The organism is Janthinobacterium sp. PSPC3-1 (assembly GCF_049896105.1).
GTDB lineage: Bacteria > Pseudomonadota > Gammaproteobacteria > Burkholderiales > Burkholderiaceae_D > Janthinobacterium.
On the sequence record NZ_JAFCTQ010000003.1, the window covers coordinates 13,675 to 38,398 of the forward strand.

General features: G+C 62.9%; 11 protein-coding genes. All 11 read left to right on the forward strand.

Translation table 11 applies throughout. From position 1 onward, the window contains the following. Positions 1-187 precede the first annotated feature (187 nt). The 11 genes from ACP7B7_RS04550 to ACP7B7_RS04600 all read left to right on the forward strand — a co-directional run bounded on the left by ACP7B7_RS04550 (position 188) and on the right by ACP7B7_RS04600 (position 24,673). Positions 188-1,540: an efflux RND transporter periplasmic adaptor subunit gene (locus ACP7B7_RS04550; protein WP_426075889.1), complete on the forward strand. Its 1,353-nt coding sequence runs from the start codon at positions 188-190 to the stop codon at positions 1,538-1,540. After that, positions 1,537-4,665 carry an efflux RND transporter permease subunit gene (locus ACP7B7_RS04555; protein ID WP_426075890.1) on the forward strand — a complete coding sequence of 1,043 codons (3,129 nt, stop codon included), beginning with the start codon at positions 1,537-1,539 and terminating at the stop codon, positions 4,663-4,665. Before ACP7B7_RS04550 ends, ACP7B7_RS04555 begins: the two co-directional genes overlap by 4 nt. Beyond that, on the forward strand, positions 4,662-7,898 hold the full coding sequence (locus ACP7B7_RS04560; protein WP_426075891.1) for an efflux RND transporter permease subunit: 3,237 nt from the start codon (positions 4,662-4,664) through the stop codon (positions 7,896-7,898). The genes ACP7B7_RS04555 and ACP7B7_RS04560 overlap by 4 nt, the downstream gene beginning before the upstream one ends. Before the next feature lie 17 nt (positions 7,899-7,915). Further along, complete coding sequence (locus ACP7B7_RS04565; RefSeq protein WP_426075892.1) at positions 7,916-9,325, forward strand: efflux transporter outer membrane subunit; 1,410 nt, start codon at positions 7,916-7,918, stop codon at positions 9,323-9,325. A 123-nt stretch (positions 9,326-9,448) separates the two neighbouring features. Further along, a complete protein-coding gene (locus tag ACP7B7_RS04570; RefSeq protein ID WP_426075893.1) occupies positions 9,449-12,061 on the forward strand; it encodes a chemotaxis protein CheB in 2,613 nt (870 codons plus the stop codon). Further along, positions 12,058-14,229: a PAS domain S-box protein gene (locus tag ACP7B7_RS04575; RefSeq protein WP_308925461.1), complete on the forward strand. Its 2,172-nt coding sequence runs from the start codon at positions 12,058-12,060 to the stop codon at positions 14,227-14,229. Before ACP7B7_RS04570 ends, ACP7B7_RS04575 begins: the two co-directional genes overlap by 4 nt. 100 nt (positions 14,230-14,329) lie before the next feature. Beyond that, the gene (locus ACP7B7_RS04580; protein ID WP_426075894.1) at positions 14,330-16,495 is read left to right on the forward strand and encodes a S46 family peptidase; all 2,166 of its coding nucleotides are present in this window, start codon (positions 14,330-14,332) and stop codon (positions 16,493-16,495) included. 137 nt (positions 16,496-16,632) lie between these two features. Continuing rightward, positions 16,633-19,404, forward strand: coding sequence for a type VI secretion system Vgr family protein (locus tag ACP7B7_RS04585; RefSeq protein ID WP_426075895.1), 2,772 nt, complete (start codon positions 16,633-16,635; stop codon positions 19,402-19,404). A 26-nt stretch (positions 19,405-19,430) separates the two neighbouring features. Next, a complete protein-coding gene (locus ACP7B7_RS04590; protein WP_426075896.1) occupies positions 19,431-21,485 on the forward strand; it encodes a phospholipase D-like domain-containing protein in 2,055 nt (684 codons plus the stop codon). Between the two features lie 2 nt (positions 21,486-21,487). Beyond that, positions 21,488-23,080, forward strand: a complete 1,593-nt coding sequence (locus tag ACP7B7_RS04595) for a tetratricopeptide repeat protein (protein ID WP_308925466.1) — start codon at positions 21,488-21,490, stop codon at positions 23,078-23,080. A gap of 27 nt (positions 23,081-23,107) precedes the next feature. Beyond that, a complete protein-coding gene (locus ACP7B7_RS04600; protein ID WP_308925467.1) occupies positions 23,108-24,673 on the forward strand; it encodes a tetratricopeptide repeat protein in 1,566 nt (521 codons plus the stop codon). Positions 24,674-24,724: the final 51 nt, after the last annotated feature.

Here is a 24,724-nt window from a genome sequence, read left to right on the forward strand (position 1 = left end):
ACTATGCTAGAGTCCTCGCTCGATGGAGAACGATGTTTTTTCAGCTGATTTTCAGCTCTTGATTCCCCGTTAATCTTGTAAAAAATACCCGAAAAACGGGCGCCTTGCCAGAGTGAACCGACTCGGCGGGCGCCCAACAGCCATGCCGTGCCAGCGGCTCATAAAAGGATAAGCGATGGATTCGCAGATGACACCCCCACCAGTACGGCGCAGCCGCCGCTCCAAGATCGTCGGTACCGTGATTGCCCTGGCCGTGATGGCCGCCCTCGGCGGCGGCGCATGGTATCTGACGCACTCGGGCGCCAGCGCGCAAGGCGGCGCCGGCGCCATGGGGCCCGGCGGTCCTGGCGGCCCTGGTGGCCCCGGCGGCGGGCGTCGCGGCGGACCCTCGACCACGGTCGGCGTGGCCACGGCCGTGAAATCCGATCTGCCGGTGGTGCTCGATGCGCTCGGCACCGTGACTGCGGCCTCGACCGTGACGGTGCGCCCGCAGGTGTCGGGCATCCTGAAAGAGCTCAAGTTCAAGGAAGGCGCCATGGTCAAGGCCGGCCAGGTGGTGGCGCTGATCGACCCGGCGCAGTTCGAGATGGCCTTGATGCAGGCCAGCGGCCAGCGCCAGCGCGATGAAGCGCAGCTGGAAAACGCGCGCCTGACCCTGAAACGCTACCAGACCCTGCTGGGCCAGGATTCGATCGCGCGCCAGGAAGTCGACACGCAGGCCGCGCTGGTCAAGCAACTGGAAGGCACCGTGATGACCGACCGCGCCGCCGAAGGCACGGCGCGCCTGAACCTCGGCTACACCAAGGTGGTCTCGCCGATCAGCGGCCGGGCCGGCCTGAAGGTGGTCGATATCGGCAACCTGGTCAGCACCAGCGACGCCGGCGGCGTGGTGGTGATTACCCAGCTGTCGCCGATCGACGTGCAGTTCTCGATCCCGCAAGACAAGGTGCAGACCATCCAGGAACGCCAGGCGCAGAACGTTGCGCTGCCGGCGCTGGCGCTGGACCGCACGCGCAGCATCACGCTGGACAAGGGCAGCCTGACGGCGCTCGACAACCAGGTCGACGTGCAGACCGGCACCGTGCGCGCCAAGGCTCGCTACGCCAACGACAAGATGGCGCTGTTCCCCAGCCAGTTCGTCAATGTGCGCCTGGAGATGGGCAATATCACGGGCGCCGTGCTGGTGCCCGTCACGGCCCTGCGCCACAGTAACAACGGCGACTTTGTCTACGTGTTGAAAGATGACAAGACCGTCACCGTACGCATGGTCACGCGCGGCCAGGCCACCACGGACATGGTGGAGATCCGCGCCGGCCTGGAAGCGGGCGAGAAGGTAATCACCGAAGGCGCCGACCGCCTGAAGGAAGGCGCGAAAGTCACCCTGGCCGGCGACAAGCCTGCCGCTGCTGGCCAGGGCCAGGGGGCGCGCGGCGCGAACGGCGAACACCGCCAGCGCCGCCAGCACGCTGACGGTGCTGCGCCGGCCGCGTCGGCTCCGGCCGCACCTGCCGCCGCGCCAGCGAAGGGTGCGGCGCAATGAGTCCATCGACCCCGTTCATCAAGCGGCCGGTTGCCACCGCGCTGCTGATGCTGGCCATCGTGCTGGCCGGGATGGTGGGCTTCAAGTTCCTGCCGCTGGCGGCCTTGCCGCAGGTTGATTTCCCGACCATCCAGGTGCAAACCTTGTATCCGGGCGCCAGCCCCGAAGTCATGGGCCAGACCGTCACCGCGCCGCTGGAGCGCCAGTTCGGCCAGATGGCCGGCCTGCAGCGCATGAGTTCGACCAGCGCGGCCGGCGTCTCCATCATCACCCTGCAATTCACCCTGGGCCAGACGCTGGACGTGGCCGAGCAGGAAGTGCAGGCGGCGATCAATGCCGGCGGCTCCCTGCTGCCGACCGACCTGCCGGCGCCGCCCGTCTACGCCAAGGTCAATCCGGCCGACGCGCCGGTGCTGACACTGGCGATCACGTCCGACACCATGCCGCTGACGCAGGTGCAAAATATCGTCAACACGCGCCTGGCGCTCAAGATCAGCCAGGTCAATGGCGTCGGCCTGGTCTCGCTGTCGGGCGGCCAGCGGCCGGCCGTGCGCATCCAGGGCGACACCAAGCTGCTGGCCTCCTATGGCCTGGGCCTGGACAGCCTGCGCACCGCGATCGCGGCCGCCAACGTCAACAGCGCCAAGGGCAGTTTCGACGGCCCCACGCGTTCGTTCACCATCAACGCCAACGATCAATTGGTGACGGCCGAAGACTACAAGCGGCTGATCATCACCTATAAAAACGGCGCGCCGGTGCGCCTGCTGGACGTGGCCACGGTGGTCGACAGCGCCGAAAACACGCGCCTGGGCGCCTGGGCCGGCAAGCAGCCGGCGATTATCCTGAACGTGCAGCGCCAGCCCGGCGCCAATGTGATCAAGACGGTCGACGCCATCAAGGCGCTCTTGCCCGAGCTGCAAACGAGCTTGCCGGCTGCCATGAAGCTCGATGTATTGAGCGACCGCACGACGGGCATCCGTGCCTCGGTCGAACACGTGGAGCTGGAACTGCTCGCTTCCGTGCTGCTGGTGGTGCTGGTGATCTTCGCCTTTTTGCACAGCCTGCGCGCCACCGTGATCGCCAGCCTGTCGGTGCCGATCTCGCTGATCGGCGCCTGCGGCGTGATGTATTTGCTCGGCTACAGCCTGAACAACCTGTCCCTGATGGCCTTGACGATCGCCACCGGCTTTGTGGTCGATGACGCGATCGTCATGATCGAGAATATCGCCCGCTATATCGAAGAGGGCGAAACGCCGATGGCCGCCGCCCTGAAAGGCGCGTCGCAGATCGGCTTTACCATCATTTCGCTGACGGTCTCGCTGATCGCCGTGCTGATCCCGCTGCTGTTCATGGGCGACGTGGTGGGGCGCCTGTTCCGCGAGTTCGCCATGACCTTGGCCATTACCATCCTGATTTCCGCCGTGGTGTCGCTGACCCTGGTGCCGATGATGTCGGCGCGCTGGCTGAAAAGCCACGCCGATGAAAAGATCGGCGCCACCGGCCAGCGCATCCAGGCCTTCCTCGACCGCGTGATCGTGCGCTACGACCATGCGCTGGTGTGGGTGCTGAAGCGCCAGGGATTGACCTTGCTGGTCGCGCTGGCGACCTTGATCCTGACGGTGATCCTGTACATGACGATCCCGAAAGGCCTGTTTCCGACCCAGGACACGGGCCAGCTGCAGGCGCGCATCGAAACCTCGCAAGCCGTCTCGTATGAACGCATGGCCAGCCTGCAGCAGGCGGCCGCCAGCGCCATCCTGGAAGACCCGGACGTCGAGACCTTGAGTTCCCTGGTCGGCGTCGACGCGGCCAACAACACCATGCTGCATACCGGCAGCATGCTGATCAACCTGAAGCGCTCGCGCAGCGACCATCAGGACGACATCATGGACCGGCTGCGCAACCGCGTGGCCAAGGTGGCCGGCGTGACGCTGTATCTGCAGCCGACGCAGGACCTGACCATCGATGCCGAATCGGGCCCGACGCAGTACCGCGTGTCGCTCGAAGGCGCCAACACGGCCATCGTCACCGAGTGGGCCACAAAACTGGCGGCACGCATGCGTGAAAAATCGCAGCTGCGCAATGTCACCACGGACGCCGGCGCCACCGGCGCGGCCGTCAACGTGGCGATCGACCGCGACAGCGCGGCGCGCATGTCGGTCACCACCGCCACCGTCGACGACGCGCTGTACAACGCCTTTGGCCAGCGCATCATCTCGACGATTTTCACCGAGACCAACCAGTACCGCGTGATCCTCGAAGCGCAGCCGGGCATCGTCACCACGCCGGCCGACCTGGGCGACCTGCAGGTGCGCACCGGTTCCGGCAAGTCGACGCCCTTGTCGGCGTTTGCCACCATCACCGAGAAGCAGTCGCCGCTGCAGATCACGCACGTGGCGCAATACCCGGCCACCACCCTGGGGTTCGATACCACCAAGGGCGTGGCGCTGGGCAGCGCGGTCGATGCGATCCGCGAGGCCGCGCACGACATCGCCCTGCCTGCTTCCGTAACGATGACCTTTCTAGGCGCCGCCGGCGCGTATGAAAATTCGCTGTCGAACCAGTTGTGGCTGATCCTGGCGGCCGTGGTGTGCGTGTATATCGTGCTCGGCGTGCTGTACGAAAGCTATATCCATCCGCTGACGATTTTGTCGACCCTGCCGTCGGCCGGCGTCGGCGCCTTGCTGGCGCTGATGCTGTCCGGCCAGGACCTGGGCGTGATCGGCATTATCGGCATCATCCTGCTGATCGGCATCGTCAAGAAGAACGCCATCATGATGATCGACTTCGCCATCGAAGCGGAGCGCGACCAGGGCAAGAGCCCGCAGGAAGCGATCCACCAGGCGGCCTTGCTGCGCTTCCGGCCTATCCTGATGACGACCCTGGCGGCGCTGTTCGCGGCCGTGCCTCTGATGCTGGGCTGGGGCGAGGGCGCCGAACTGCGCCGCCCGCTGGGCCTGGCCATTTTCGGCGGCTTGATCGTCAGCCAGGTGCTGACCCTGTTCACCACGCCGGTGATCTACCTGGGCTTTGACCGCCTGGGCCGCCGCTTTGCGGGCAAGCCGAAAGAGGGCGTCAGCCTCGACAAGCCGGGTGACCATCCGCCGGCGGGGAGCGCGGCGTGAATCTGTCCGAACCCTTCGTCAAGCGGCCCATCGCCACGGTGCTGCTGACCATCGGCATCGCGCTGGCGGGCATCGGCGCGTTCTTCGTGCTGCCCGTCTCGCCGCTGCCGCAGGTCGACTACCCGACCATTTCGGTCAGCGCCAGCCTGCCCGGCGCCAGCCCCGCCACCATGGCGTCGTCGGTGGCCACGCCGCTGGAACGGCGCCTGGGCGTGATCTCGGGCGTGAACGAGATGACCTCGTCGTCCAGCACCGGCTCGGCGCGCATCAACCTGCAATTCGACCTGAACCGCAAGATCGACGCGGCCGCGCGCGAAGTGCAGGCGGCGATCGCCGCGTCGCGCGTCGACCTGCCGGCCACCTTGCGCAGCAACCCGACCTACCGCAAGGCCAACCCGTCCGACGCGCCGGTGATCATCCTGGCGCTCACGTCCAAGACGCGCACGCCGGGCCAGATCTACGACGCCGTCTCGAACCTGGTGCAGCAGAAAGTGGCGCAGGTCAAGGGCGTGGGCGACGTGGAACTGGGCGGCGGTTCGCTGCCGGCCGTGCGCGTGGAACTGCTGCCGCACCAGCTGAACCAGTACGCCGTGTCGATGGAAGACGTGCGCGCCGCCATCCAGGCCAGCAACGCCAATCGCCCGAAAGGCGCGATCTCGGGCGACGAGCGCCGCCTGCAGATTTATTCGGGCGCCAGCACGGCCTCCGGCGGGCGCAGCGCCGCCGACTATCGCAGCCTGGTGGTGGCCTGGCGCGATGGCGCCGCCATCCGCCTGGACGACGTGGCCGAAGTGGTCGACGGCGTCGAGAACAGCAATACCCTGGGCCTGTTCAATGGCGACCCGGCCGTGATCGTGCTGATCACGCGCCAGCCCGGCGCCAACGTGATCGCCACGGTCGACGGCGTGCGCGCGCTGCTGCCGCAATTGCAGGCGCAGCTGCCAGGCGACATCAAGCTGCAGGTGGCCTCCGACAGCACCAATTCGATCCGCTCCTCCCTGCACGAAATCGAGTTCACCCTGATCCTGTCCATCGTGCTGGTGGTGCTGGTGGTCAGCGCCTTTTTGCGCAGCGTGCGCGCCACCATCATTCCGGCGGTGGCCACGATTGTGTCGCTGCTGGGCACCTTCGGCGTGATGTACATGCTGGGCTTCAGCTTGAACAACCTGTCGCTGATGGCGCTGACGGTGGCCACCGGCTTTGTCGTCGATGACGCCATCGTGGTGCTGGAAAACACCCAGCGCCATATCGAGGCCGGCATGGACCGCTTCAAGGCAGCCCTGCTCGGCGCGCGCGAAGTGGGTTTTACGGTATTGTCGATCAGCCTGTCGCTGGTGGCCGTGTTCATTCCGCTGCTGTTCATGGGCGGCCAGGTGGGGCGCCTGTTCCGCGAGTTTGCCGTCACCCTGTCGGCCGCCGTCATGATTTCGCTGGTCATTTCGCTGACCACCACGCCGATGATGTGCGCCTGGCTGCTGAAAAGCGGCGAGCAGCATAAAAAGCCGGGCGCCATTGCGCGCTGGTTCGAACGCGGTTTCGACAAGCTGCTCAAGGGCTATGAGCACTGCCTGGACTGGGCCCTGTCCAGCGCCGCGCTGGTGATGACCATCCTGGTCTTCGTGGTGGGCCTGAACGTGTATCTGTTCGCGGCCGCGCCCAAAGGCTTTTTCCCGCAGCAGGACACGGGCCAGATCAATGGCGGCATGCGCGCCGACCAGAGCATCTCGTTCCAGGCCATGCAGGGCAAGCTGCGCCAGCTGGTCGATATCATCAAGGCCGATCCGGCCGTGGCCACGGTGGTGGGCTTCACGGGTGGCGGCAGGGCAGGGGGCGGCTTCATGTTCATCGACCTGAAGCCCGCTTCCCAGCGCACCGACAAGGGGCAGGCCGTGATCGCGCGCCTGCGGCCGCAGCTGGCCAAGGTGACCGGCATTTCGCTGTTCCTCAATCCGGTGCAGGATTTGCGCATGGGCGGGCGTTCCAGCAACTCGACCTACCAGTACACCCTGATCAGCGACAACCAGGCCGACCTGAAAAAATGGGCGGCAAAACTGGCCGACCAGATGAAATCGCAGGCGGCCCTGATCGACGTCGATACCGACCAGGCGGAAAATGGCGTGGAGACCTTTGTCAGCATCGACAAGGACCGCGCCACCGAACTGGGGGTGCAGGTGCGCGACATCGACAATGCGCTGTACAACAGCTTCGGCCAGCGCCAGGTGGCGACCATCTACGATGAGCTGAACCAGTACCACGTGATCATGGAAGTGGCGCCCCGTTATGCGCAAAGCCCGGAAGCGCTGCGCTCGGTGTACGTGCCGGCCTCCAACGCGGCCGTGACCACCACTACCACGTCCGCCGTCACCTCGGCGGTGACCGCCACCACCTCGAACACCACGGCGGCGCGCGATCCATCGAGCGGCACCGCGCTCAGTACAACCCGGGCGACCATGGTGCCGCTGTCGTCGTTCAGCAGCTTTGCCGAAAGCTCGACGGCGACCTCGATCAACCACCAGGGCGGCGAGCTGGCCACCACCGTGTCGTTCAACCTGGCCGACGGCTATACGCTCAGCGATGGCCAGGCGGCAGTCGCGCAGGCCGAGTCGGAAATCGGCATGCCCGTGAATGTGCGGGGCAGCTTCCAGGGTTCGGCCAAGAGCGCCCAGGACAGCAACAAGGAGCAGCCGCTGCTGATCCTGGCGGCCATCGTGGTGATCTATATCGTGCTGGGCATCCTGTACGAAAGCCTGATCCATCCGATCACGGTGCTGTCGACCCTGCCTTCGGCCGGCGTCGGCGCGGTGCTGGCGCTGCTGATGTTCCGCATGGAGTTTTCCATCATCGCCCTGATCGGCGTGTTTTTATTGATCGGCATCGTCAAGAAAAATGCTATATTGATCATCGACTTCGCACTTGAAGCGGAACGTTCGCGGGGCTTGAGCGCGCTGGAGGCGGTGCGCGAGGCTTGCCTGCTGCGTTTCCGCCCCATCCTGATGACGACGCTGGCGGCGGCCCTGGGCGCCTTGCCGCTGGCGATCGGCTTCGGCGAGGGGTCCGAGCTACGCCAGCCCTTGGGGGTCGCCATTATCGGCGGCCTGATTGCCAGCCAGTTGTTGACACTGCTGACCACTCCGGTGGTCTACATCCTGCTCGACAAACTGCGCACGCGCAGCGCCGACGAGCAGCAATTGAGCCGCATTCCTGGGCCAGATAACCCGAGCACACAATCATGAGTCAAGTAAAACACCGTATGTCCCCCGTTCCCGCACGCCTGCAGCGCCATGTGCTGGCTTTGGCCGCTTTTGCGCTGCTGGCCGGCTGCGCCGTCAGCCCCGTGTATGAAGTACCAGCGACGCCCGCGCCGGTCGCGTTCAAGGAAGCCGCCGGCTGGCAGCCGGCCGCGCCGGCCGATACCCTGGAACGCGGTCCCTGGTGGACGCTGTTCGGCGACACGCAGTTGAACCAGCTGGCCGACAGCATCGAAGTGTCGAACCAGAACGTGGCCGCCGCCATCGCCTCGTATGAGCAGGCGCGCGCGCTGGTGCGCGAACAGCGCGCCTCGCTGTTCCCGACCGTGAACCTGACCGGTAGCGGCACGCGTTCCGGTGGCGGCGGCGAGCAGCAGACCAGCAACAACTACCGCGCGGCGCTGGGCGCCTCGTGGGAACCGGATATCTGGGGCCGGCTGCGCGCCGGCGTGAGCGGCGCCGACGCCAGCGCGCAGGCATCCGCGGCCGACCTGGCCGCGGCGCGCCTGTCGGCGCAGGGCGAGCTGGCCACCAATTACTTTTCGCTGCGCCAGAGCGACGCGCAGATCGCGCTGCTGACCTCCACCATCGAAGGCTACCAGCGCGTGCTCGACATCACGCGCAACCGCTTCAGTTCCGGCATCGCCGCGAAATCGGACCTGCTGCAGGCGCAGACGCAGCTGGCCAATGCGCGGATCGATTTGTCCAGCCAGGTGCGCGCACGGGCCCAGCTCGAACATGCGATCGCCATTTTGCTGGGCCGCGCGCCGTCCGACTTCACGCTGGCGGTGGCGCCATGGACCATCACGGTGCCCGAGGTTCCCGTCGGCGTGCCATCGACCTTGCTGCAGCGCCGGCCCGATATCGCCGCCGCCGAACGCCGCGTGGCGCTGGCCAACGAGCAGATCGGCATCGCCCGTTCCGCGTATTACCCCAGCCTGAACCTGACGGGGTCGTACGGCTCCGGCGCCAGCAAGGTAGGCGACCTGTTCAACGCGTCGTCCAGCCTGTGGTCGCTGGGCGTGTCGGCCGCGCAAACCGTGTTCAATGCGGGCGCCACCACCGCCAGCGTGGATGCGGCCAAGGCCGGCCATGAAGCCGCCGTGGCGCGCTACCGCCAGACCGTGCTTGCCGCTTTCGGCACGGTCGAAGACCAGTTGTCGGCCACGCGCGCGCTGGCCGAGCAGATCGATCTGCGCCGCCAGGCCTCGGCCGCCGCCGATGAAGTGGAACAGCAGATGCTGAACCGCTATAACGCGGGCCAGGTCGGCTATACCGATGTGGTGACGGCGCAGGTCACGGCCTTGTCGGCGCGGCGCCAGCTGGTGCAGGCCCAGGCCGACCGGCAGACCACGGCGGTGGCGCTGATCCAGGCGCTGGGCGGTGGCTGGCAGGCAAGCTCGTCACAGTAAACCGGCGATCCTGGCCGCGCCGCGCACGGTGCCAGATTCACCGTAGCCTGCGCAAGGCGGGTGATAGAATGCAAGATTATTAATTGCCCGCCGTGGCATGTCGTGGCGGGTCTCTTGCAGACGATGATAACCAGCAAACGCAGTAAAGCCAGCCCCGACAGTCTGCCTACCGTTCTTGAGCCGTCCATCATCAGCTTTCCCGTGGTGGCCATCGGCGCCTCGGCCGGTGGACTCGATCCCATCGTCGCCTTCCTGGCCCAGGTGCCGCAGGAAAGCGGCTTGGCCTTTGTCGTGATCCAGCATCTCGATCCCACGCAAAAAGCCATGCTGCCGGAATTGCTGCAGCGCGCCACCAGCATCCCCGTTTCCGAAATCACGCACCAGACGCAATTGCGGCCGAATCATATCTATGTGATTCCCTCGAATGCCGACCTGGGCTTGTCCAAGGGCCGCTTCGTGCTGCGCGAGCCGCTGCAGCCGCGCGGCCACCGCCTGCCGATCGACATGTTTTTTGACGAGCTGGCGTCCGAGCTGGGGGAACTGGCCGTCGGCGTGGTGTTTTCCGGCATGGGCAGCGACGGCACGCGCGGCATGCAGGCGATCAAGCAGGCCGGCGGCCTGACCCTGGCCCAGCATCCCGATACGGCCAAGTTCGACATGATGCCGCAAAGCGCGATTTCGGCCGAGGTGGTGGACCTGGTCGACTATCCGGAAAAAATGCCGGAAAAGATCATCAATTATCTGTTTCGCAGCAGCTTTTTGAGCTTGCCCGGACGCGAGCCGAACGGGCGCAATTCGCTGCATGAAATCGTCACCCTGCTGTCCGAGCATACCGGCAACAGCTTCACCGACTACAAGATCAATACCGTGTTGCGTCGCATCGAACGGCGCATGAGCTTGTATCAGATCACGTCGATGGAAGCCTATGTGCCGTATTTGCGCGACAATCCCGCGGAAATCGATTTATTATTCAAGGAATTGCTGATCGGCGTAACGAGCTTCTTCCGCGACCAGAAAGTGTGGGAATACCTGAAGATGGTGGCCTTGCCGCAATTGCTGGCGGCCAACCCTGACGGGCGCGCCTTCAAGGCCTGGATTCCCGCCTGTTCCACGGGCGAGGAGGCGTATTCGCTGGCGATGGTGTTCCATGAGGTGGTGGCCAGCATCAACCCGCCATCGAAATACAGCCTGCAGATTTTTGCCACCGATTTGTCGGCCGACGCCATCGATCGCGCGCGCCAGGGGCGTTTTCCTGGCAGCATCAGCAGTGACGTGTCGGCCGAACGCATGCAACAGTTTTTCCTGGCCGACAAGAACGATTACTGTATCAAAAAAGAGATCCGTAACATGATCATCTTTGCCCAGCAAAACATCATTTCGGATCCACCGTTCACCAAGCTCGATATTCTATGCTGCCGCAACCTGCTGATCTATCTGAATGCCAAGCTGCAACAGCGCTTGATCCCGCTGTTTCACTATGCCTTGAACCGCGACGGCCTGTTGCTGCTGGGCAGCGCGGATACGCCTGGCCACTTCTCCGAGCTGTTCGCCCCCCTGACCACCTCGACCCGGCTGTACCGCCGCCTTGACAACCTGGCGCGCCAGCGCCTGCCGACGTACTTCCCGACCAAGGTGTCGTTGGCCTCCCCCCCTACAACCAGCGACACGAGAGAAGCCAGCATGCCCGGAAAGATACAAGCCCATGTGGAGCAGTTATTGCTTCAGAAATATTCGCCGGCGGCCGCGTTGCTGAACCAGGACGGCGATATCCTGTACATCAATGGCCGCACGGGCGCCTTTCTGGAGCCGGCGGCCGGCAAGGCCAACTGGAATATCCACGCCATGGCGCGCGATGGCTTGCGTTATGAATTGCCGGGCCTGATCAAGCAGGCGCTGCAAAGCGAAGGCGTGGTGCGCATGAAGGGGCTGGTGGTCAGGGACCATGCCGGCCAGTCGCTGGGCGTGGACCTGACGGCCGAAGCGCTGAGCCAGCCCGAACCGCTCAGTGGCATGGTGTTCCTGACCTTTTCCAGCGTGCCGCTGGTGGCCGAAGCGCGTCGCGGCAGGTCGCCCAATCCCAAGGTACTGGAACTGGAGCAGCAGCTGGCGCAGGCGCGCAATGAAATCCAGGCGGTGCGCGACGAAATGCAGACTTCGCGCGAGGAACTGAAATCGGCCAACGAGGAACTGCAGTCGACCAATGAAGAACTGCAATCGACCAACGAGGAACTGACCACCTCGAAGGAAGAGATGCAGTCGCTCAACGAAGAGCTGTACACGGTCAACGCCGAGCTGCAGTCCAAGGTGGATGATTTGTCGCTGGTCAACAGCGACATGAAGAACTTGCTCAACAGCACAGACATCGCCACCATCTTCCTCGACAGCGCCTTGCGCATCCGCCGCTTCACGGCGCCGGCCACGCAAATCTACAAGCTGATCCAGACCGACTTGCGCCGTCCGCTCAGCGATATCGTCAACGACCTCGACTATCCCGGCCTGGAGACCGATGCGCTGGAAGTGATACGCAGCCTGGTGTTTTCCGAACGCCAGGTGCCGACCAAGACGGGGCGCTGGTACAACGTGCGCATCATGCCTTACCGCACGGTGGAAAACGTGATCGATGGCGTGGTGGTGACTTTTATTAACATTACCGAATCGAAATTGCTGGAAGCCCAGCTGCGCCAGATACAGTCCGGTAGCGTGGCCGACAGGGAGCCTGGCGGGAGCACGCCGTGACCAAGGCGGGCAAGGTCGGCAAGGCCGGCAAGGTGAGTAACGCCGATCCGTTCAGCGTGCGGGTGCGCGAACAGGCCGAGCAACTGGCGGCGCAAGCGCCACCGTTGCCCTTGTCGCTGTCGAACGAAGAGATGCTGCGCCAGTTGCACGAATTGCAGGTCAGCCAGATCGAACTGCAGATGCAGAACGCGGCCCTGGCCGAGCTGGAGCAGCTGCGCAGCGAGTCCGAAGACAGCCGCGACCGTTATGCGCAGCTCTACGAGGAGGCGCCGGTCAGCTATTTTTCGCTCAACCGCGATGGCGTGATCACGCGCGCGAACCTGGCGGCCAGCAATTTGCTGCGGCGCGACAAGGAGCAGTTGCTGAAGCGGCGCTTCGAACAATTCATCGCTCCCGAAGCCCAGGGCGCTTTTCGCCACTTTCTCGATATCGTCTTCTACAGTGGCGCACGCCAGGTGCTCGAAGCGCCGCTGTTCCAGCGCGAGTGCCAGCGCGAGTGCCAGCGCGAGGGCGGCGCCATGGCCCCGGCCGGCCTGGTGCGCATCGAAGCGAACCTCGATGCGGACAGCGCCAGCGTGCGCATGCTGGTGACCGATCTGGGCGACGAACTGGCGCGCGAATCGGCGCTGCGGCGCGCCTTTGTCATCCTCGATACCATCCGCGAAGGGGTGATGGTGACCGACAGCGGCAACCGCATCATTTCCGTCAATCCCGCGTTCACCACGATTACCGGCTACCTGGCCGAGGAAGCCATCGGGCGCGATCCGTCCTTCCTCGGCGCCGGTACGCACACACCGCAGTTTTATGCCGGCATGTGGTCGAGCCTGCGCCAGGAAGGCAACTGGTATGGCGAACTGGTCAACCGCCGCAAGAACGGCGAGCGTTTCGTCGAGTCGCTGTCGATCACGCCGATGCGCGCCCAGGACGGCGCCACCACCCATTTCGTCGGCGTTTTTTCGGATATCACCGAGCGCAAGCTGGCCGAAGCCTCGCTGCGTGAACTGCACCGCGAACTCGACCAGCGTGTGGTGGACCGTACGGCCGAATTGCTGCGCGCCAACCAGCACTTGCAGCAGGAAGTGCACCAGCGCGAACTGGCGCAGCAAGCCTTGCGCGACGCCGAACGTTTTTTCCATGCCACCATCGATTCGCTGTCCGACCGGGTGCTGGTGCTGGACCAGGACGGTGGCCTGGTGCATGCCAACCAGGCGTGCATGCAATTTGCCGGCCATCCGCCAGGCGAGCTGCCCTACCTGCGTTTTTGCGAGACGGACCCGCGCTGGCAGCGTGGTGCCGGACGCGAGCTGGCCGCCGGCATCCAGTCGGTGATCGCCGGCCTGGCCGACGCCTACGTGCTCGAATATGAATTCATTACCGAGACCGGTGGGCACTGGTCGCTGGCCAAGGTCAGCCGTTTCCGCGGCGAGGGCCCGCTGCGCGTGGTGGTGGCGCATACCGACATCACGGAACGCAAGCTGATGAATGGCGCGTTGCGCCAGTCGCATGCGCAGCTGCGCCAGCTGGCGCTGCACCTGGAAACGGCCAAGGAGGACGAGCGCAAGCGCATTTCGCGCGATATCCACGATGAGCTGGGGCAAAACCTGCTGGCGCTGCGCATCGATATTTCCATGCTCAGCGCACGCACGCAACATTCGCATCCGCGCCTGCATGGCCGGGTGGCGTCCGTGCTGGGCAATATCGATACGACCATCAAGAGCGTGCGCGGCATCATGAACGAATTGCGGCCGATGGCGCTGGACCTGGGGCTGCAGGCGGCCATCGAATGGCAGGTGGGGGATTTCCGCAAGCGCAGCGGCATCGCCTGCCAACTGCACATCCGCGACGAAGCGCTGTTTTCCGCCATCGGCAGCCAGGTCGAGATCGCGCTGTTTCGCATCGTGCAGGAGGCGCTCAGCAACGTCATGCGCCACGCCCATGCCAGCGCGGTCGAGCTGGAATTCCATTCGGACGCGCGCGCCGTGTATGTGAGCATCAGCGACAACGGCGTCGGTATTACCTCCCAGCAGCAGCGCAAGAAGCAGTGTTTCGGCCTGATCGGCATCCGCGAACGGGTGCGCGCGCTCGACGGCCAGGTCGAGATCGGCGCGCCGCCGTCGGGCAGCGGCTGCCGCCTGTGGCTGCAAGTGCCGCTGCGCGTGCCCGCATAGGGTGGTGTGCGTGATACAGAAAGTACCGTGAAGTAATTTTTGCCGACTTATGCCCTCCGGACAGGCTATACTTTCGCCTGCTTTTTATGGAGGGCATACCTTGTTCAAGACTATCGTGTTACCAGTCGCCCTGATGGGCGCGTTCGCCGGCGTACAAGCCGACGAAGGGCAGTGGCAACCACACCAACTGCCGCAGCTGAAAGCCGAACTCAAACGTGTCGGCATAGCGATCCCCGCTGAAAAGCTGGCCGACCTGAGCAAGCATCCGATGAGCGCCATCGTCTCGCTGGGCGGCTGTTCGGCCGCCTTTGTATCGAACGCCGGCCTGGTGGTGACGAATCACCATTGCGCGTATGGCGCGGTGCAGCGCAATTCGACCCCCGAACACAATTACATCACCGACGGCTTCCTGGCCAAGACCCGCGCGGCCGAGCTGCCGGGCGGCCCGAACAGCCTGGTGTATGTCACCGACAAGGTGGAAAACGTCAGCGACCGCGTGCTGAAAGGCCTGACGGCCACCATGACGGGCCGCGAACGCCACGAAGCGGTGGAAAAACGGGTCAAGGACCTGATCGCCGAATGCGAGACCGACAAGATGTACCGCTGCTCGGTGCCGGCCTTCCATCGCGGCCTCGAGTACTACCGCATCCGCCAGATGATGATACGCGACGTGCGCCTGGTGTACGCGCCGTCGGACAAGATCGGCAACTTCGGCGGCGACGTCGACAACTACGAATGGCCGCGCCACACGGGCGACTATTCCTTCCTGCGCGCCTATGTCGGCAAGGACGGCCGCCCGGCCGATCCGTCGCCGGACAACGTGCCCTACCAGTCGAAGGACTTCCTGGTGGTATCGGCCGAAGGCATCAAGAATGGCGATGGCATCCTGCTGGCCGGCTACCCCGGACGCACCAGCCGCTACAAGCTGCCATCGGAAATCCGCTATGCGCGCGACTCGGCCTTCCCGCTCAAGGTCGGCGAACTGCAGGCGGACCTCGCCGTGATGGCCGACGCCACCAAGGGTGACGCCGCCGCCGCCGTGCGCTACGCCAGCGTGGTGAAAAGCATCAACAACGTGCTGAAGAAAACCCAGGGCCTGCTCGACGGTTTCGCGCGCAAGGACATCGCCGCCATCAAGGACGTGCAGGATGCGGAATTCCGCGCCTGGTACGCGAAGCAGCCGAACGTGTCGACCACCTTGCTGGCCGAACTGGACGCCGCGATCGCCAGCGACATGGCGCTCAGCGACGAAGAGTTCGCCTGGTCGGTGGCCACCAACAGCGACCTGCTGAAAAGCGCGCGCTCGCTGTACCGCTACGCGCAGGAAAGCAAAAAGCCGGATGCCGAGCGCGAATCGGGCTACCAGCAGCGCGACCTGGCCTTCATCAAGGCGCGCCTGGCGCGCCTGGAGCAGTCGTATGTCAACAAGGTCGACCAGGCGCGTTTTGAAGCGGGCCTGAAGCGCTACGCCGCGCTGGCCGCGAAGAGCCATCCGCAAGGCCTGGACGCATTGCTGCCGGCGCCAAACGCCGTTGCCGCGCTGTACACGAAGACGCAACTGGCCGACACGGCCAAGCGCCTGGCCTGGCTGGAAAAAGACCAGGCTGCGCTGGAGCAGTCCGACGACGCCTTCGTGCAACTGGCCATCAAACTGCAGCCGGTCGCCGCCGCGCTGGAAGATCGCCGCAAGGAAATCGACGGCAACTTGGAACGCGTGATTCCGCAATACATGCAAGCGGTGATCGCGTGGAAACAGTCGCAAGGCAAGCCGGTCTATCCGGACGCCAACTCGACCCTGCGCGTGACCTACGGCACCGTCTCGCCGTACTCGCCGCGCGATGGCCTCAGCAAGGGGCCGTTCACGACGGTGGAAGGCATCGTTGAAAAAGTCACCGGCAAGGCGCCATTCGAAGCACCGCAAGGCCTGCTCGACGCCGTCAAGGAAAAACGCTACGGCCAGTTCCGCGATCCGGTGCTGGGCACCGTGCCGGTCAACTTCCTGACCAGCGCCGACACCACCGGCGGCAATTCCGGCTCGGCCGTGATGAACAAACGTGGCGAACTGATCGGCCTGAACTTCGATTCGACCTATGAATCGATTACCAAGGACTGGTACTTCGACACGGCGATCACGCGCGCGATCCACCTCGATATCCGCTACATGCTGTGGGTGATGAAGGAAGTCGATCATGCGGACAACCTGCTGGCGGAAATGACGATCAAGTATCCGAAGCCAGCGCAGTCCAACAAGGCCGCGAAGAAGTAATTCTTCCAGCCGAACCGAAAGCCGCATCCGCCGTCTGGCCGATGCGGCTTTTTTGCGTATGGGCAACTAGCTTGAGTTCCATCAAGATGCCGGCGTTCACCATGGTTAGCATGAGCCAGGGAAACCAAGGAGACAACATGGATGATGGCAGGCTGGCAGCCGATCTGGCGCGCCTTTTCGCAGCAGACAGGCGAGTCCAGGACAGCCGCTTCCTGCGCATGGATTTTCCGCACGACGATGGTCCGCCCGATACCGCGCTGCTGGTCAACAGCTTGCGGGCGCACGAGGAAATGTCGCGCGACTTCCGGTTCGACGCCGAACTGCTGTCCGACAATCTCCATGTGCCCTTGAGCGTGATGATGGGACGCATGGTCACGATTTCGATGGTGCGCGATGACGGCAGCTTGCGTCATTTTAATGGCTATGTCGGCGAATTTCGCCTGTTGCGCAGCGATGGCGGTTTCGCGTTCTACCAGATGGTGCTGCAACCCTGGCTGGCGTTTTCCAGGCTGCGCATGGACAACGTCTCGTTCCACGAACGCAGGGTCATCGACATCAGCGAAACCACTTTCGATCATTATTTGCAGCGCGACTGGCAAAACCGGCTGCAAGAGGAAAAGCCGATATTAAGCTGCGCCAACCAGCATAATGAAACCGATTACAACCATCTGCACCGGCGCTGGGAAAACCAGGGACTCCATTATTGGTATGAACATCGCGCCGACGGTCATACGCTCTGTCTGGGCGACAATACCTGGCTGACCGACAGCATCGACCCAAGCGACCGCTATGCGAGTGTCGCCGACGAGATGGTGTTTCGCAGCGGCGCGGGCTCGCTGGAGGGCGACGGCATACGCGATTGGCAGGCAATACGCAAGATCGCTTCAGGCGTGCTCACGCTGGCCAGCTTCAACTACAAGCATTCCTATGCCAGCCGCGCCAGCGGCCATGCGCTGCACCAGCAGGGCGACGTGTTTGCCCATGAGCTGTACCAGGACACCGGCTATGGCTATGCCCACATTGACGACGGCGACGCGCTGGCGCAACGCCGCCTGGAGCAGCATAACTGCCAGGCGCAATACTTCGAAGCTGGCGGCAATCACCGCTGCGCCCAGGCCGGGCGCAGTTTCACGCTGGGCGGCCACTTCAGCGGCAATCGATCCCTGCCGGCCAGAGGTGAAGCGGCGCGCCCGGACATCCGCTCGCGCGAATACCTGATCCTGTCGGTCGATCATGTCGCCAGCAACAATTACCAGGCAGGGACGGGTGCGAAGTCGCATTATGAAAACCGTTTCACTTGCATCCGCAAGAGCGTCCGCTGGTATCCGGGGCGGCACTTCAACAGCACGCCTTGTGCGTTGCCCGGCGTGCAGACCGCGATTGTCACCGGGCCGGCAGGCGAAACCATCTATACCGACGCGCTGGGGCGGGTGAAGGTGCAATTCCACTGGGACCGGCTGGGCAAGTTCGACGCGGGCAGTTCGCCATGGATCAGGGTCATGACGCCATGGGCGGGCCAGGCGTTCGGCCAGATCGCGTTGCCGCGCATCGGCCAGGAAGTGCTGATCCAATTTCTTGACGGCAATATTGACCGTCCCGTCATTGTCGGTGCAGTGTACAACGGCAACCATGCGCCGCCGTGGACATTGCCGGGACTATGCATGCTTGGTGGCTGGCGCAGCGCCGAACTGATGCCTGATGGCGGCCACGGCGTGCGCGGCAACCAGCTGGTGTTTGATGACACGCACCAGCGCATCCAGGCGCAACTGGGCAGCGATCATCAGCACAGCCAGTTGTCGCTCGGCTGCATCAGCCGCATCGAAGGCGCCAGCGGACGCAAGGATGGTCGTGGCGAGGGCTGGGAACTGGCATCGGACGCCTGGGGCGTGGCGCGTGCCGGGCGCGGCATGTTGCTGACCACCGAAGCGCGCCCTGGCGCCGCCTCGCATATCAAGAGCATGTATGAAACCTTGCGTCGCTTGGCCGAGGCTGCCGAGCGGCACAAGGCGCTTGCCGCCCTGGCGCAGCATCATGGCGCACAGGAAAGCGCCGCCCAGCAGGGCGCCGCCGCCGATGTGCTGACAGCCCAGCATGCCGCGATCAAAGGCGCCGCTGGCGGCGCGGACGAGTTTCCGGAATTATCACAGCCGCACCTGGTGCTGGCCAGTCCGGCCGGTATCGAAACGACGACCGCGCAATCGACGCACATCGCCAGCGCCGGGCACACCGCGCTGACGACCGGGCGCGACCTGTCGATGGCGGCCGGCGGTGGCCTGTTCGCCAGCATCGGTGCGGCGTTTCGCCTGTTCGTCCACAAGGCCGGCATGAAGCTGATCGCCGCAGCTGGCCCGGTGCAGATCGCGGCGCAAACCGATGCGGTCGAAATCGTCGCCAACAAGGTGCTGGAACTGATCAGCCAGGCCGACTGGGTGAATATTCGCGGCCGCAAAGGCGTGCGCCTGCATGGCGCCGATTGCATGCTTGAAATTAGCGACAAGGTACAGTTTTTTACGCCGTCGCCGACGCTGTTTCATGGAAACCTGGAAACGCTGGCGCCCAAAAACCGGCCGCAGCCGGAACCCGAGCCAGCCGTCGCACCCGTCGAAGGGCAGTTGGCGCACACCATCCAGGGCTATGCGGATGGCGGGCTATACGCGCTGGTGCCGTACACCTTGTACAAGGGGGACGCCGAAGTCGAACGTGGCCTGACCGATGAATTCGGCCGCATCCCGATCGCGCACCAGGACGGCACGCCGCGCTACCGCGTGGTCCTGGGCAACGGCGAAGAGTTCGTATTGCAGGCCAGCGCATGCTTCGATGCCGGCGCGGCGGCGGATGGCGAACAGAAGCTGTCGAACCGCGGTTTGCGCGCGCTGGACGATACCAGCGACGGCCGCTCGTTTCAATAATCACCTTGCACTGACGGGAGCATGCCATGCCGGAATCGACCAGCCGCATCGAAACCACCCACATCGACGAGGTCGGCCGGACTGCGGCCAGTTCGCTCCAGTGGCTGCTGGAAAACCGCAACCTGAAGGGCAAGGCCAGCCACCCGATTACGCATAACAACAAGCTGACGCTGTTCATTTGCGGACAGGAAGCGTTCGCCGACATCGCCGGCGAGATCGCCAAGGCTGAAAAGTCCATCGACCTGTGCTGCTGGGGCTTCGATCCGGGCATGGAACTGGTGCGCGGCAACAGCACCACCTGGCCGCGTGGCGACACGTTTGGCGACTTGCTGATCGACGCCGCACGGCGTCATATCAGGGTGCGCCTGTTGATCTGGCATGACCTGCTCGGTTCACCGATGGTGCACAATATGCCGGGCTATTCGCATGGCACCTCGCCGTGGAAAAACAGTGGCCAGCGCTTTGATGACATCAGCGCAAAAGGCAGCCTGGCGATGTTGCAGGACGCGGTCGCCAGGAAAGAGAGGTTCAGCGGCGGTTACAGGGGCGATAGGGTACGGCCCGAGGATATCCCGATGCTGGCGCGTGAAGAATATTGCTACAGCTGGTATGCGGCCGCGTTCAAGGGCCTGTTTGGGGGCTTGGAGATTCGCTTGCGTCACGGCGACAGCGGCGCGATCAGCAAGAGTATCGCGACCGAAATCAACCAGCCGCGTGGCCTGACGATGGGAGAAATCGAGAAGCCCGGCATGCAATACCTGGGCACGCATCATCAAAAGCCGGTCCTGATCGATTTTGACCACCAAGAGGGGGCCAAGGCCGTCGGCTATGTGATGGGCCTGAATTCGGTGACCGATTATTGGGACACGACGGCTCATCTGCTCGACGATACGCGGCGCGAACAGGGCGGCACCAATGAGCAGCGCGAGTGTTTGCAAGGAATGGCCGCGGACGGTGGGTTTGCCACGCTGAAACCCTACCAGGATTATGCCTGCCGCATCGACGGCGGCCGTGCACTGATCGCGCTCTACAACAATTTCGTGAAGGCCTGGGATCGCGCGGCCGGCGATCGCACGCATGCGGCCGCCAATGCCAGCGTGAGCCGGGAGTTGCCACAAGGCAGCCCACCGGCGCGGCTGTTGCGCAAGGCCGGGCAGGATGACTCCACCGTGCAGATCGTCCTGACCCAGCCCGAGGAGCAGGACAGGACCATCAAGGAAATCTATTTTCGCGCGGTGACCCAGGCCAGCCTGGCGGCCGGCTACCTGTATGTGGAAAACCAGTATTTCCAATATGAGGATTGGGCCCAACATTTGCTGGCCGAGCGCAAGAAGGTGGTCGCCGCCTGGAAGGCCGGCAGTGTCAAGGCGGGCAAGAGTCTTGAAGATATGCCGGTCATGCATGTGTTCATCGTCATTCCGGTGCCCGAGCGCGCGCAGATGGTGCCGCGCACCCACGACACGCTGGCGGCGCTCGGGCAGCACGATGGCATGACGGGGCAAAACAAGATGATCGATGACTATAACAAGCAGCCGACAACCCGTAGTGTCAGAAGCGGATTCGGCATCACCAACGAGGTTGAAGTCAAGCTGCCCGACGTGGTGCGGCATTCCAACGGCATCAACAAACCCGGCGCGATGACGCTCGAAAGCGAATTCGGGCTGAAGGTCTCGGTTGCCATGCTCAATGTCAGCGCGTTCGACAAGGACCGCTGGCGCTACCGTGAAATCTATATCCATTCCAAATTGATGCTGGTCGACGATGCCTTCATGACGCTGGGCAGCGCCAACCTGAACCAGCGCAGCATGGCCGTCGACAGCGAAATCAATATCGCCACCGACGATTACCGCGTGGCCCGGGACTTGCGCAAGCGGGTGTGGCGCATGCTTAGCGGGGGACTGGTCGATGGTGGGGGAGGGACGAAGGTGGAGATTATCACCGCCTTCAAAGATTGGAATAACTTGATGCAAAGTAATCGCAAGAAAAAATTTGATAAATCTGGGAATGCAATTTTGAAAAAAATGAGAGGCTTTGTGCTACCGCTCGAAGACAAACGCAGTTCAACAATACGTTTGGGGTAAGCATGAAAAGTCATCAAAAATCTTTTTTTTATCTGCCATTTTTTAGCTTGGCAGTTCTCCTAAGCATCTCTTTAATCGCCTGCAAAATGCCAAACGACAAAGTCTTGCCGCGCAACCAAAGCTTGCCCCTCTTCAATCCGCATGTCGCAGATTTTATCTGTGAAATCGAGGCAAGCAAGGTGCCGCCAATCGATGCGCAAGCGGAGGACTGGTTTCTAGAAGCGCGCGCCATGGAAGATCCTGAAATCGCCGTGGAAGACCGCGATTACAAAAAAATCGTCGATTTGACGCGTCAAGCGGCGGAGCGATTGCACTGGAAGGCGATGCTCAACCTGGCCAGCCTGTATGTGGAAGGGCGCGATCCGTTATACGGTAATGAAGAGGCAGTGCAACTGGTGGAAAAGGCGATGCGGCTCGGCATACCGGCCGCATATGACAGGATGGGGACATATTATGCGAACAGCACCGGCGTTGACGGCGACATCACTCGCGCTTATGCTTTCTGGCAAAAGGCTGCGCAGATGGGAAACCCTCAAGCGCTGGGCTTTTTAGGCGAGAAATTGACGGCTGGAGAGGATCATCCAAGTATCGGAATGTGGGGCAACATTCCTATGGCGACCAAAATGCTCGAGTGTGCGCTTGCACAAGGGTATGGCCAAGCCGCATTTGATTTGCATTATTTGTATGTGGTTTTAAGATCATCTGATGGCACCGCAAATGGGGACAGTACCCCTGAAACAAAAGCGCGCGCCCTAAAGGTACTGCATGAAGGTGTCAAATTCGGTTGTGAAAATTGCGCTAACGCATTGCAAATAGAATTTGACCATCCCTTTGATTTAGCCAATATGTTTACTCCGTACATCGATAAGGCTCGAGGCTTACGATATGGAATGTTAGGTGATGCCCTCGGTTTCAACCCCAATCGTCGCTTCCCGAACCTCGATAAAATCCTGCCATTGCCACCAGCCGATCTGCCGCCTTGGGATGGTCAACGCAAAAGCTTGCTTGACGCGGCCATGGGCGTCAGCCCGCCGCCCGCCATCCCGCAGCCAAGCGCCGCGTCGCTTTCAACAGAGCCGTATTTCTTGGCCGCCGACTATGCGCTGCGGCCTACCGGGCTGCACAGCGACGCGCCGAGCGCGCCATTTTCCGCGTACTGGCTACCCGCCCCAGGGCAGGGCTTGACGCAGCCGGCCAGGCTGCTGCGCAAAGGCGAAGAATTCCGCCATTTCGATGTGCCTGATGCCGCCGGCAAGACCCGTTATGGCGGCGTGACGTGGGAACAGTACCTGACGATACGGCACAACCATGGTGCCGTGGAACCGCGCGCGGTGCACGGCCTGCTGTGCCAGGTGGCACGCCCCGAGCCATTGTTGAGCTGTTCTTGCGCACAAGCCTGTCCGGTCAGCGGCGTCTGGCAACCGTGGGTTTCGGCCGACCATCCGCTGCAGGCCATCGTCAACCAGTACTGGCGCCAGGCCTGGTTGCACCAGGGCGCACCGTTTCCGCGACCGCGCCGCGACTGGCTGCTCGATTTGCCGGACGACGACGTGACCTGGCATTTGATGGATGTATCCAGCACCGATATTGGATAAGGCAACGCTGCGGCGACGGAGAGCGCAATGAGTTGGAATCAATGTGGAAGGGCTTTATCGAGAGGATGCTTCGTGTCAGCTATCTTGTCGGTATGCTGCGTTTCTTTGTTCGCCTGCAAAATGCAAAATGAACCAAAAGATGTCTTGCCGCGCAATCAAAGCCTGCCGCTCTTCAATCCCCATGTCGCGGCTTTTAGCTGTGAAATCGAGGCAAGCAAGGTGCCCCCCATTGACGCGCAAGCCGAGGACTGGTTCCTCGAAGCACGCGCCTTGGAAGATCCAGAAATTTTCGTGGAAGACCGCGATTACAAAAAAATCGTTGATCTGACGCGTCAGGCGGCGGAGCGCTTGCACTGGAAGGCGATGCTCAACCTGGCCAGCCTGTATGTGGAAGGGCGCGACCCCTTATACGGTGATGAAGCGGCGGTTCAACTGGTGGAAAAGGCCATGCAGTTGGGCATACCGGCGGCATATGACCGGATGGGAACCTATTATGCGAACGGCACAGGCGTGACAGGCGACACCACCCGCGCTTATGCCTTCTGGCAAAAGGCTGCTGTCATGGGTAATCCACAGGCGATGGCCTTTTTAGGAGAAAAATTAAGAGCGGGAACGGACGGTGTTATTCCTGGATATTGGGCAAATATTCCTGTAGCCATAAAAATGATGGCATGTGCGCTTTCTCAGGGATATGGGCCTGCTGCGTTTAATTTGCATTATTTGTATGCAATACCCAGAGCTGCGAATGGCGATGAGATTGGTGATCGAACACCCACAACCAAACAGCGTGCTCTGAATGTATTGCATGAGGGAGTCAAGTTTGGCTGCGCAGAGTGTGCGAGCGCATTGGCAATTGAATTTGGTTCTCCTTTTGATCTTGCCGATATGCTGGCACCATATGTGGACAAAGCGCGCGGCGAACGTTATGCAGTACTTAATCGTGCCCTCGGTTTCAACCCCAATCGCCGCTTTCCAAACCTCGATAAAATCTTGCCATTGCCACCGGCCGATCTGCCGCCTTGGGATGGTCAACGAAAGAGCTTGCTTGACGCGGCCATGGGCATCAGCCCGCCGCCCGCCATCCCGCAGCCAAGCGCCGCCTCGCTTTCAACAGAGCCGTATTTCCTGGCCGCCGACTATGCGCTGCGGCCTTCCGGCTTGCACAGCGACGCGCCGAGCGCGCCGTTTTCCGCATACTGGCAACCCGCCCCAGGGCAGGGCTTGACGCAGCCGGCCAGGCTGCTGCGCAAAGGCGAAGAATTCCGCCATTTCGATGTGCTGGATGCCGCCGGCAATACCCGTTATGGCGGCGTGACATGGGAACAGTGCCTGACGATACGGCACAACCATGGCGCCGTGGAACCGCGCGCCGCGCGCGGCTTGCTGCGCCAGGTGGCGCGGCCAGAACCGTTGTTGAGCTGTTCTTGCGCGCAAGCATGCCCGGTCAGCGGCGTCTGGCAACCGTGGGTAGCGGCCGACCATCCGTTGCAGGCGATCGTCAATCAATACTGGCGCCAGGTCTGGTTGCACCAGGGCGCGCCGTTCCCGCGACCGCGCCGCGACTGGCTGCTGGATTTGCCGATGACGACGTGACATGGCATTTGATGGATGCCACATGAGAACGCCTCGTGTAGCCAATCTTTT